Origin of the sequence: Komagataeibacter oboediens, from assembly GCF_018491655.1 — a bacterium.
Taxonomy (GTDB): Bacteria; Pseudomonadota; Alphaproteobacteria; order Acetobacterales; family Acetobacteraceae; genus Komagataeibacter; species Komagataeibacter oboediens.
In genome coordinates, this window is sequence record NZ_JABLUU010000032.1 from 1 (window position 1) to 11922 (window position 11922).

At 60.7% G+C, this 11922-nt stretch carries 10 protein-coding genes; 4 read left to right on the forward strand and 6 right to left on the reverse strand.

Annotated elements, in window-relative coordinates; genetic code table 11:
- Positions 1–172: 172 nt before the first annotated feature.
- The 3 genes from HNO79_RS15935 to HNO79_RS15945 are packed head-to-tail and all read right to left on the reverse strand — an operon-like array spanning position 173 to position 5575.
- Positions 173–3346 carry an error-prone DNA polymerase gene (locus HNO79_RS15935; protein ID WP_214165910.1) on the reverse strand — a complete coding sequence of 1058 codons (3174 nt, stop codon included), beginning with the start codon at positions 3344–3346 and terminating at the stop codon, positions 173–175.
- A complete protein-coding gene (locus HNO79_RS15940) occupies positions 3343–4896 on the reverse strand; it encodes a DUF6504 family protein (protein ID WP_275954941.1) in 1554 nt (517 codons plus the stop codon). The genes HNO79_RS15935 and HNO79_RS15940 overlap by 4 nt, the downstream gene beginning before the upstream one ends.
- Positions 4781–5575 carry an ImuA family protein gene (locus HNO79_RS15945; RefSeq protein WP_214165909.1) on the reverse strand — a complete coding sequence of 265 codons (795 nt, stop codon included), beginning with the start codon at positions 5573–5575 and terminating at the stop codon, positions 4781–4783. The genes HNO79_RS15940 and HNO79_RS15945 overlap by 116 nt, the downstream gene beginning before the upstream one ends.
- A gap of 156 nt (positions 5576–5731) precedes the next feature.
- Here HNO79_RS15945 and HNO79_RS15950 point away from each other — a divergent pair, with 156 nt between their 5' ends.
- The 4 genes from HNO79_RS15950 (at position 5732) to HNO79_RS15965 (ending at position 9842) form a co-directional block, all read left to right on the forward strand.
- On the forward strand, positions 5732–7834 hold the full coding sequence (locus tag HNO79_RS15950; protein ID WP_214165908.1) for an ATP-dependent helicase: 2103 nt from the start codon (positions 5732–5734) through the stop codon (positions 7832–7834).
- Positions 7835–7847: 13 nt separating this feature from the next.
- Positions 7848–8495, forward strand: coding sequence for an SOS response-associated peptidase (locus HNO79_RS15955; RefSeq protein WP_214165907.1), 648 nt, complete (start codon positions 7848–7850; stop codon positions 8493–8495).
- 194 nt (positions 8496–8689) lie between these two features.
- The gene (locus HNO79_RS15960; protein ID WP_214165906.1) at positions 8690–9208 is read left to right on the forward strand and encodes a cell wall hydrolase; all 519 of its coding nucleotides are present in this window, start codon (positions 8690–8692) and stop codon (positions 9206–9208) included.
- 4 nt (positions 9209–9212) lie between these two features.
- Positions 9213–9842 carry a hypothetical protein gene (locus HNO79_RS15965; RefSeq protein WP_048857145.1) on the forward strand — a complete coding sequence of 210 codons (630 nt, stop codon included), beginning with the start codon at positions 9213–9215 and terminating at the stop codon, positions 9840–9842.
- Between the two features lie 221 nt (positions 9843–10063).
- On the opposite strand, the gene HNO79_RS15970 is transcribed toward HNO79_RS15965, so the two are convergent.
- The 3 genes from HNO79_RS15970 to HNO79_RS15980 all read right to left on the reverse strand — a co-directional run.
- Positions 10064–10906 carry a PhzF family phenazine biosynthesis protein gene (locus HNO79_RS15970; protein ID WP_214165905.1) on the reverse strand — a complete coding sequence of 281 codons (843 nt, stop codon included), beginning with the start codon at positions 10904–10906 and terminating at the stop codon, positions 10064–10066.
- Between the two features lie 27 nt (positions 10907–10933).
- A complete protein-coding gene (locus tag HNO79_RS15975) occupies positions 10934–11470 on the reverse strand; it encodes a sugar O-acetyltransferase (RefSeq protein WP_200409353.1) in 537 nt (178 codons plus the stop codon).
- A partial coding sequence (locus HNO79_RS15980) for a DUF1349 domain-containing protein (RefSeq protein ID WP_214165904.1) occupies positions 11467–11922 on the reverse strand: 456 nt, incomplete at its 5' end. The genes HNO79_RS15980 and HNO79_RS15975, both read right to left, overlap by 4 nt.

Below are 11922 nucleotides of genomic sequence, written 5' to 3' on the forward strand. Positions count from 1 at the left end.
AACCTTATACAATATAATCAGCATGTTAAACCGTCCGTAAGGGCGGCTTTCTGCGTTTGGGAAACACGCGCAGGATGCGTATAGGATGCAAATGGGAGTGAAACTCCAGCGTAGTTTGGACTCATAACAAGGCTTTTCACGATGGCGTGAACTTGATCGGCGGCCTTATTGATCAGTGGAAATTGCGCGATCTGACGACGATACGCTCACCGGCGGAAACGCTGTCATGAGCGCTCTCAGCAGAGGAGCGATTACCAACGTCTGCGAGCAGCCCGGAGAGATCGATAATCTCCTTTGCTACCAGATGCACGACCTCACCTTCCTTCTGCAGTATGCCTGTCACCGCCAGCATCTGGCCGCCAAGCACCACGCGCCGGTTAGTGTCGAACATATCGGGCCAGATGATGATGTTCATGTTGGCCGTCTCGTCCTCCAGCGTCATGAACACCACACCTTCGGCGGAGCCCGGTCGCTGCCGGACCAGAACCAGCCCCGCCACGGTGAGACGCTTCCCATCTTTCGCGGCCAGCGCCTGCCGACAGGACATGATGTCCCTTGCCTGAAGATCCTCGCGTAGGAAGGTCAGCGGATGATTCCGCAGGGTCAGGCCAAGCCGGTTATAGTCTCGCACCACCTCGGCGCCATCCCGCATCGGCTGGAGCAGCACGTCCGGTTCCTCCGCTTCCCGGGTTACCTGCGTTGCCGCGAACAGGGGTAATGGTTCGTCGCGCAGAGCCTTGATCGCCCAGAGCGCCTCGCGCCGTACCAGCCCGAGCGAAGGCCGGAACGCATCCGCTTCGGCCAGATGGGTCAGGGCTGCCGCTTTCACACCGGCCCGACGCCACAGATCATCGATCGAGGTAAACGGGCGTGAGGCTCGCGCGGCAACAATGCGGGCTGCATCGTCATTGGCCAGCCCCTTCACTAGACTCATGCCTAGCCGCACGGCAAATCGGCCATTGGAGCTTTCCGGTCCTTCCAGCGTGCTGTCCCAGCGTGAAGCATTCATGCAGACAGGTCGGACCTCCACGCCATGCTCCCGCGCATCACGGACAAGCTGCGCCGGCGCATAAAATCCCATTGGCTGGGAATTCAGGAGTGATGCCAGAAACACGTCCGGATGCGTGCATTTCATCCATGACGATGAGTAGGCCAGAATGGCGAAACTCGCCGCGTGGCTCTCGGGAAATCCATAGGAACCGAAGCCCTCCAGTTGCTGATAGATCCGCTCGGCGAATTCTTCCGGATAACCGTTGGCGCGCATGCCTTCGATCAGGCGTGTCTGAAACTGCGAGACGGTACCAGTGTTCTTGAACGTCGCCATGGCCCGACGCAACTGATCGGCCTCGGCGGCGGTAAACCCTGCACAGATCATGGCGACCTGCATCGCCTGTTCCTGAAACAACGGGATCCCGAGGGTCTTTTTCAGAACCTTTTCCAGTTCCGGGGTGGGATAGTTTTCCGGTTCGATCCCTTCGCGCCTGAGGAGATAGGGATGGACCATATCCCCCTGTATGGGGCCGGGGCGGACGATCGCCACTTCAATGACGAGGTCATAAAATACGCGTGGCTTGAGCCGTGGGAGCATGGACATCTGGGCGCGGGATTCAATCTGGAAGACACCAATGGTGTCAGCCTTCCTGATCATGGCGTAGGTACGCGGATCCTCAGCCGGGAGGGTCTGGAGCGTGAAGTGCTGGCCCTTGTGTTCTGCCAGCAGGTCCAGTCCTTTTTTCATGCAGGTCAGCATGCCAAGCGCCAGGATATCGACCTTCATGAATTTCAGGATGTCGATATCGTCCTTGTCCCACTCGATGATCTGGCGGTCCTCCATGGATGCCGGTTCGATCGGCACCAGTTCATCCAGCCGGTCATGTGTCAGCACAAAACCACCGGGATGCTGTGACAGGTGACGAGGTACACCAATCAGGCAACGTGCCAGGTCGAGTGTCAGGCGGATGCGCCGGTCGGACAGGTCAATACCCGTCTCATTCAGGGCCTCATCATCCAGCTTGCGCCCCCAGCCCCAGATCTGACCTGACAGCGTGCGGATCAGGTCTTCGGGGAGGCCCATTACCTTGCCGACGTCCCGGAGCGCTCCCTTGGCGCGATAGCGGATCACCACGGCCGTCAGGGCTGCCCGGTCACGCCCGTAATGCTCATAGACCCACTGGATGACCTGCTCACGGCGTGTGTGTTCAAAATCCACATCGATATCCGGCGGTTCGCCCCGTTCCTCGGAGACGAAGCGCTCGAACAGGAGGGAGTTGCGGGCCGGATCGATGGCAGTAATGCCGAGCACGTAGCAGACCGCACTATTGGCCGCCGACCCACGTCCCTGACAAAGAATGTCCTGAGAACGGGCATAACGGACGATGCTGTTCACCGTGAGGAAATACGGTGCGTAGGCCATGCGCCCGATCAGGGCGAGTTCATGTTGCAGGCTTTTGCAGACTTCGTCCGGCACCCCTTCGGGATAGGTGCGGGCTGTGGCCTCCCATGTCAGGGTTTCCAGCGCCTGCTGGGGCGTCTGACCGGGCACGGATACTTCATCGGGATACTGGTAGGCCAGATCATCGAGCGAGAAGCGGCAGCGCTCCACGATATCTAGGGTGCGGGCGACCGCTTCAGGGTAACGGCTGAACAGCCGGGCCATTTCCTGCGGCGGTTTGAGATAACGATCGGCATGACGTTCGCGAACAAAGCCTGCCTCATCGATGGTGGTGTTGTGCCGGATACAGGTGACGATGTCCTGCAGGATGCGTCGATCATGGGTGTGGAACAGCACATCGTTGGTCACGACGGTCGGCACTCGCGCCTGATGCGCCAGGTTGGCAAGCTCATACAACCGCATCTGGTCATTGGGACGACGGAGCAGGGTGAGCGCCATGTAGGCGCGGTCAGCAAAGGCGTCTTTCAGCTTGCGCAGGTGCAGGGCGCAGGCATCATCCGCCGTGTCCGGGATCAGGACGACGAGCAGGCCCTCGCCCCAGGCGATCAAGTCTTCCCAGAGAAGATGACACTTTCCCTTTCCGGCTCGGGCCTTGCCAAGGCTGAGCAGACGACACAACCGGCCATAGGCGGTCCGGTCCATCGGATAGACCAGCACCGGCGGGAAATCCGCCAGATCGAGGCGACACCCGACGACCAGCCGGACGCCGGTAGTCTTCGCGGCTCCGTATGCCTGCACCATGCCCGCCAGGGAATTGCGGTCACAGATCCCTAGCGCCTCAAGCCCCAGCGCTCTGGCCTGTTCGAACAGTTCGATCGGCGACGAGGCTCCACGCAGGAACGAGAAATAGGTCGTCACCTGCAGTTCCGCGTAACGCGGTGCTGAGGTGTTCATCCGAAGATCCCATGCAGGAACCAGCCCTGCGAGCCGGTCTCGCCATGCTCGCCATCGCCGGCCCGGTAGAGCCAGAAGCGTTCTCCGCTCGTGTCCTCCACCCGGAAATAGTCCCGGGCGATGGTCAGTTCGGCATCATTCTTCCACCATTCGCCAAAGACCCGCTCCGGCCCGTCGGCGCATTTCACTTTTCGTCGCACGCCCCGCCAGATGAAAAACAGTGGCGGTTGATCCGGCAGTTCCGCCATCGCCTGCACGGGTTCCGGCGGTGCCAGCAGGCGTGTTGGACGTGGCCAGTGCTCGGGCCAGTCCTTCGTCTCCTCGGGCGCCAGCGCGGGCACGCGGCAGAAGGAGCGTTCGGGCAGATCGCTTTCTACCGGGACAAAGCGATAGAGCGCCTGCGTGCCGACACGGTTGGCCAGTGTGTCGATCAGGTCGGACACATCGGCCTCTTCCTCGGCGATCAGGGAAGAGACGGTCTGCCGCCGGTCCATCGGTTCCGCCAGAGAGGCGATCAGCACCATGCGTTCGATGCCGAACCCCGGATCGATGGTTTCGATCTTCTCGCACAACAGCCGGGTCAGACGTCTGACGTCGCGCACCGGCATGGCCGTGGCCACCCGGATCGCCTCGGTGCGGCTGTCCACCCGATGCAGCAGCAGGTCGAGGCGGCGCACGCCCTGTCCGCGTTCGTCCAGGCCCTGGCAGAGCAGTGGCACCAGCTTGCCGATGTACTTGGCGATGGTTTCGGCCGCGCCGATGGGTTCGGCGAAATTCCGGCTGACCTCGACCGGATCAACCGGGCGGACTGGCACGATGGCTTCACCAATACGCCCGAACGCCTGATCCAGCCTGCGGGCTACTTCTGGGCCGAAACGCAGCGCCAAAGGTGCACGGGGCATGGCGGCAAGCGGTCCAATGCGGGATATGCCCAGCTTGGCCAGACCCTCAATGATTGTGGTTGGCAGGCGGAGTGCTTCAATGGGCAGGTCGGCCAGTGCAGAGGTCGTTTTATCTGAAGGGACAGCCCCTATCGCTAACCGGCCATAGCGGGCGATGGCGTGCGCGGCTCCCCACGTGTCAGCCACCACAGCTTTTGCCCGAAAGCCGGCGCCCGCCACGCGATGAACCATGTCCTTGAGCATGGGAAGTTCACCGCCATGCAGATGATCCGCCCCGGTCGTATCCAGAACCAGCCCATCCGGCGCATCGACGGCCACGATGGGCGCGATACGGTGCTGGAACCACAGGGCCAGCTTTTCCAGCCCCAGCCGGTCGCCCTCGGGATCGGCGTCCATCAGCAGCAGATCAGGATACAGCGCCTGGGCCTTGGCGACCGGAGTGCCGGGACGCAGACCCAGCCTGCGGGCGGCGAGATCGACCGCCAGCACCACCCGTCGCCGTCCTTCCCGTCCGATCAGCGCCAGCGGTACCTCAGGCGCTGGCGCGTCTTTGCCCAGCCGCTTCCTGATCCGATCCGTCGGCCAGAGCGGCAGGTAAAGAGAGACGATCCGCGATCGGGCTGCATGGGGCGAGCCTCCCTTTGGCATCACAGGCCTCCACTTCAAAATCGGCACATTCGCCTGCGCGGGCGCGGATCAGTTCCAGCAGCCAGCGCGGTCTTCCCACACCGGGAACCGGCAGCGACGCGGACGGCAGAACCGAAACTCGCCAGCGGGTGACAGAAGCCGTTGGCTGACCGAAATCCGCCGCATCCGTTTGCCGCCGCCAGCGTCGGATGGCGATGCCGAGGGAACCGGACGTCTCGGCCGCCAGTTGCAGGCGGCGTGAGGCCGTCATGGACAGACGCGCCACCTCGGCGACCACGGCCCCAAGACCGCCATGCCGCAGTCCTTCCTCGAAACAGGCCAGCACATCGACGTCCGAGGCCGCCTCGACATAGATGGTCCGCCGTGCCGACAGCCCGACCTGCTTCAGGGAAGGGGCGAACACATCCTGACGGGTGACGATCCACAGCACCTTGCCGCGCGTGCGGGCCGCAATGCCGGCGCAGAACTGACCAGCCGCCGCACTGTGCAGGGCATCGTTGCCGCCGCCCGCCACCTCGTGCAACGCACCCAGCGCCAGACCACCACCGGGCAGGCGGCTGTCGATCTCACGTACGCCAAAGGGCAGCATCTTGCGGCGTCGGTCGCTATGCCCTTCGAGACGGCTGATCGCGGCCCGCAGCGTCTCCAGACCGGGTTTTTTATTGAGTTCAGCAGTCATTTCACGGGTCGATGTCCCTTGTGCAGGTGCATTTCATGATTATATGTTCCTGATTTGTTCTGATCATGCTACGCAAGTCAATGCAAATTCGCTCCGTATCCGGCATGCTGGTATCCGATGTCGGTTCGGTATCGTTGATGAAAGCGCGCTAAGGAATTGAATTCAGAACCTTCTCCCATCCCAAACAGCGGCGATTATCTGTCCCGTCTGAATGATGCGCAGCGGCAGGCCGTCACGCACGGGACCGGAGTCTCGGCAGGCATCGCGGATTCACCCCCGCTGCTGGTCATCGCTGGCGCCGGATCGGGCAAGACCAATACGCTGGCGCACCGGGTCGCGCATCTGATTAACTCCGGCGCTGATCCGCGTCGTATCCTGCTGCTGACCTTCTCGCGCCGGGCCAGTGTCGAGATGACGCGACGGGTGGAGCGCATCTGCAAAACGGTGCTCGGCGACAAGGCCGGTCCTCTGGCCGACGCGCTGGCCTGGGCCGGGACGTTCCACTCCATCGGTGCGCGGCTGCTGCGGGAGTATGCCCAGCAGATCGGTATGAACCCGGCTTTCTCGATCCATGACCGGGAGGATTCCGCCGATCTGATGAATCTCATCCGCCACGATCTGGGGTTTTCCAAAACCGAGAAGCGGTTTCCCGGTAAGGGCACGTGCCTTGCCATCTATTCCCGTGTGGTGAATTCCGGCGCACCGCTCGCCGATGTGTTGCTGAAGCACTATCCGTGGTGCGCGGGCTGGGAAGGCCAGCTCAAACAGCTCTTTGCAGGTTATGTCACGGCGAAGCAGGAACAGGGTGTGCTGGATTACGACGATCTGCTGCTGTGCTGGGCGCAGATGGTGAGCGATCCGGTGCTGGCCGCCGATATCGGCGGCAAATGGGATCATATGCTGGTCGACGAGTATCAGGACACCAACCGGCTGCAGGCGGATATCCTGCTGGGCATGAAGCCCGACGGACGCGGGCTGACGGTGGTGGGCGATGACGCCCAGAGCATCTATGCCTTCCGGGCGGCGACCGTGCGCAACATCCTCGATTTTCCGGCGTCCTTCGATCCCCCGGCATGCGTCGTGACGCTGGACCGGAATTATCGCTCGACAAAGCCCATTCTGGATGCGGCCAACGCCGTCATTGGCGAAGCGACCGAGCGGTTCACCAAGGATCTGTGGACCGAGCGCACCTCAGATGAAAAGCCGCGACTGGTCACCATCTGGGACGACACCGCCCAAGCGAGCTATATCGCGGATCGTGTGCTGGAAGAGCGGGAGGGTGGCACGCCGATGAAGCAGCAGGCGGTGCTGTTCCGGGCCTCGCACCATAGCGGCACGCTGGAGGTGGAACTGACAAGGCGCAACATCCCATTCGTGAAGTTCGGTGGCCTGAAGTTTCTCGACAGTGCGCATGTGAAGGATGTGCTGGCTCTGCTGCGTTTTGCTCAGAACCCTCGCGACCGCATCGCAGGCTTCCGGGTGTTGCAGCTTCTGCCGGGTGTGGGGCCGGGTTCGGCCCGACGCGTGCTGGACACGATGGGCGAAAGTGCCCATCCCTTCGAGGCGCTGAAGGATGTCAAAGCCCCGCAGCGTAGTGGCGAGGCCTGGACGGGTTTCGTGAATATGCTGACCGCTCTTGGCGGCCATCAGGTCGGCTGGCCGGGCGAGATCGCGGCTGTACGCTACTGGTATGAACCGCATCTGGAACGGCTGCATGAGGACGCCTCCACCCGTCTGGCCGATCTGGTGCAACTCGAACAGATTGCCAGCGGCTATGCCTCACGGGAAAAATTCCTGACCGAACTGACGCTGGACCCACCGGATGCCACATCCGATCAGGCCGGCGTGCCGTTGCTGGATGAGGACTATCTGATCCTCTCCACCATTCATTCCGCCAAGGGGCAGGAGTGGAAAAATGTCTTCGTGATGAATGCGGTGGACGGCTGCATTCCATCCGATCTGGCCACCGGCGAGCAGGATGACATCGAAGAGGAACGCCGGCTGCTCTATGTCGCCATGACGCGGGCGAAGGACAGTCTCGATATCATGGTACCGCAGCGCTTCTATGTGCATGGCCAGCACAGCCGGGGCGACCGGCATGTCTATGCGTCTCGCACCCGTTTCATCGACCGGGACATGCTGCCCCTGTTTCAGTCCGTATCCTGGCCGGTCGTGAAGCCGGAAGAGCAGGCCCGGCAGGAGGCGGTGAAGTCGGTGCGGATTGATATGGCGGCCCGTCTGCGCGGCATGTGGTCGTAAGGAAGCAACGCCGATGTGCAATCTCTATTCCATGACCTCGAATCCTCAGGCGATCCGGGCGATCGCGAAAGTTCTTGAGGATCGCACGGGCAATCTCCAGCCACTGCCCGAGATCTACCCGAATACGATGGCGCCGATTGTGCGGAATGATGAGAATGGTCGCGAACTGGTCATGGCGCGCTGGGGCATGCCGACACCGCCGGGCTATCTAAAGGGGCACAAGGTGGATCGCGGGGTGACCAATATCCGCAATCCGGGATCTGTATGGTGGAAGCGCTGGGAAGGCGTGGCGCATCGCTGTCTCGTGCCACTGACGGCGTTCTCGGAACCGGAGCGTCTGCCCGACGGGAAATCGCGGCCGGTGTGGTTTGCCCGCAGCGATGGAGAACCGCTCGCTTTCTTTGCCGGGATCTGGTGTCGATGGACCTCAGTGCGGAAACTGGCGGATGGCGAGACGACGGATGATCTGTTCGGATTTCTCACGACGGATGCCAACCGGGAAGTAGGCGCGATCCATCCGAAGGCCATGCCGGTGATCCTGACGCAGCCAGACGAACTGGATGTATGGATGAACGCCCCGGTGGCCGAGGCTTTGCGTCTTCAGCGGCCTCTGCCGAATGGTTTGTTGGTCCGTGTTGAAGTCCTGCGTTCTTTGGAATGACGGCCATGAAGGCGAAAGAGGACTTGCCGCTTTCGCCTCATTGCAGACATTCTGCCACATTGCTGCATTGCCCGAAGCAGATATCAGGGAGCATGGCGCGCTCAGAGCGCGCATACGTAATGATGCTTGATGCCTACACAGGAACAAATTAGAAACATTTGAAGCTACGATAACATTCGGGAAAGACAGCCAGCATGCCGTCATTACAATCTGCTTCTGGCCGTTTGCCTTCTTTGTCCTATTCTCAGGACGAAAGGCTCACCAGACAGAATATTGAAGATCTAGGCCGTATTATTGCATCAGAGGCACGTGGCTCGAACGAGACAGCACAACTCATGGTCGGATGGACTGTCATCAACAGAATGAAGCGCCGTCATCTCAGATCGGTGTCCGTAGTCTGGCAGCATAACAATTACGCACACAACCATCCTGCAACGACAATAAGCCGACGTATCGCGGAAAGCCTGCTGTCCGGTCAGGCGCGTGATATCAGCCAGGGTGCTACCCTTTTTTATTCCCCGCTCAGCATGCCAAAAGAGAGAGATACGAATCTGCATGGATTCGATATTGGCAGCGGACTGGAATCAGTCGATGGGGTTCGGGACCGAAGTAGAAAACCGATTAAGAATTATGCTCCAAAATGGGCAAAGGACTGGAATCGTGTGCGCGTCTTTAATGTTCCGGAAAGGGAGTTCAAGTTCTATCGGGAGTAAACCTATGCAATCATTTGCCCTTATACTGGCAGCCTTTTTCACAGTATGCCCGGCCCATGCGCGTTCGCCGTCACTGCCGGCTGAAAGCGTGCCTGTTCCCTCGACTTTTGCAGGACTTGAAGCTGCTGCAGCGAAGGCGAAGGCCGTGCATTGCGGCACGGATGATTGCAAATCCATGATCTTGCTGGATTATCTCGTTCGTAATATCCAGCTCTATGAGGCGGGAGAAGCGAACGGCATGGAGAGCATCATGGGGAGCTGGCGTATCCCGATCGCAGGCAGGCGGCTCGATTACCATTTCCTGAGCCATCGTGAACTTTACGGGCCGATGTGTGCGTTCAGCATCCGCTATCTTCAGAATATCAAGATCCCCCTGAAGTTCGGCGATCCGCTTTATGCTGGTTTCGTCCCCACACAGATTTTTCTTGATGCGGTGGATATGGATTTTCGCGATGGCGGGCATTGCGCAGAACAACTCGCACCATTTTTCCTCAATACGAAAGCAGGCCAGCAGGTGCGCCATGATACGTTTGAGGCGTGTATCAACGAAGATGCAAATCATCGCCGCCCGGTGGCTGCCTGCAACCTTATCGCGGATGACAAGGTTCCGGCCGACAAAGGAGACCACCGGTAAAGCGAGATATCGGGGGACACTTTCTGCCTAGTAATCGATGATTAGTCTGCTTTTTATCTTTGTAAACTGAAAGCCGACCTTCCGCTTTCCCCGTAAACAGCCTTTCTGCTCAATAATACAGGAGCACACAGACAGCCTTGGTAAAAACATGCTCAATGATGAAAGCCGTTGTCTGTTGGCCCGCTCTTCTGGAAAGGGCCGTTGCATTCCCGCAGAAAGGATCATAACCGCAGCACGCCTACAATCAGGGTCGTTGTCACCCCGCCAACCCAGATTTTTCCATCTTCCAGATCAACATGCACGCGTCCGGCCCGGCTAAGGCAGGTGCCCTGGCTGGTAATGTAATGCCCGGGCGCAAGCCCGCTGCCTATGAGCCACTGCGCCAGCCCGGCGTTCAGGCTTCCGGTCACGGGGTCTTCATTGACCCCACAGGCCATGGCGAAGGCACGCACCTCGAACTGCGCCTGTTGCCCATCGTGGATGGGATCCCAAGGTCCTGTTACGCCGATACACAGGTCCGACAGGGCCGCGTAATCGGGTTCAAGCGCCAGCACCTCCCTGCGCGACCCCAGCATGACGGACAGCCATCCCGGCCCGTTATCAGTCCATGCTGCGGCCCGGATGGAGGCGGCGGGAATCTTCAGCCCATCCGCAACCCGGTGCAGCAGGTCGGGCTCCACCGCCCCCGATCGCTGCAATGGGGGCGCTGCAAAGGCAAGGCAGCCATTATGCGCGCGTACCGGCACAAGGCCCAGACCACATTCCTGCACGATCGTATTCCCGCGCGGCTGGCCGCCCGCAGCCAGCCAGGCATGGCAACTGCCCAGGGTCGGGTGGCCGGCAAAGGGCAGTTCGGTCCGGGGCGTAAAGATACGCACCCTGTAATCCGCATCCGGCGTGGTTGGCTGGAGCAGGAACGTGGTTTCACTCAGGTTCGTCCAGTTGGCAAAGGCGGCCATCTGCTCCGTGGTCAGGCCGTCTGCCCCGATCACCACGGCGACCGGATTGCCCCTGGTCGGCTCAGTGGAGAATACATCAATCTGTTGAAACTGGAATTCAGCCATGGGTGTGTCTGTTTGCCGGGGTTATGATCACAGATGCAGGGGCCGCGCCGGATTGCCGGCCACGGTTACGCCAGAAGGCACATCATGGGTGACGACACTGCCCGCCCCGATAATGGCATCATCCCCGATCGTGATGCCGGGCAGGATGATGGCGCCGCCACCGATCCAGACATTGCGGCCAATAGTCACGGGGCGGCCAGATTCCAGCATTTTCTCGCGCAGTTCCGGGTCGCGCGGATGATCGGCGGCCAGAATCTGCACGCCGGGGCCGATCTGCGTGCCATCCCCGATCCTCACCGGCACCACATCAAGCACGACGCAGTTGAAGTTGAGGAATACGTTGCGCCCAAGGAAGATGTTGTAGCCGTAATCACAATGAAAGGGTGGGCGGATACAGGTATTCTCCCCAACCGCGCCCAGCCGTTCGGGCAGGGATCCGTTGCCGGTGTTATACCGGGCAAGCCACTCGGCACACTGCGCCATATCGTGCTGCAATTCGGGGTCGCTGGCCACGTACAGCTCGCCCGCCAGCATTTTCTGTTTTTCGCTGCGGTGGGGCATCATGTCAGGTCATGCAGCGCCTTGTTAAGCGGCGGGGTCAGTTTCCAGTCAGAAAAACGCACCTTCAGCCCTTCGCGCTCTGGCGTGCAGCACATCGGCCCGACCAGATAGGACTCAGCCACGGGGAAGGGGGCCAGACGCACGAGCGGCCAGGTTTTGCCATCGCCTGAGACCTGAAGCCGCAGCACGCCATCAGCCACGCTTGCCCGCATCCAGAAATCCTTCGGATCGCCCTCATAGGGGGCCGTGGCCCAGTCCGAGCGGCCATCGGTCAGCACGCTGCTGAGCATGGCGCGCCCGTCCGAGAGTTCGATCCCGGCCTTGACCCAACGCGTCTCGTCAATGCGCACCATGAGACCGGCCTGATCGTACAGCTTCTCATACTCAGCGCGGATGCGAAGCTGCGCCGTGAAGCGGGCAGGGGCATGCATGCCGTAGAAATGACCGCTATCACG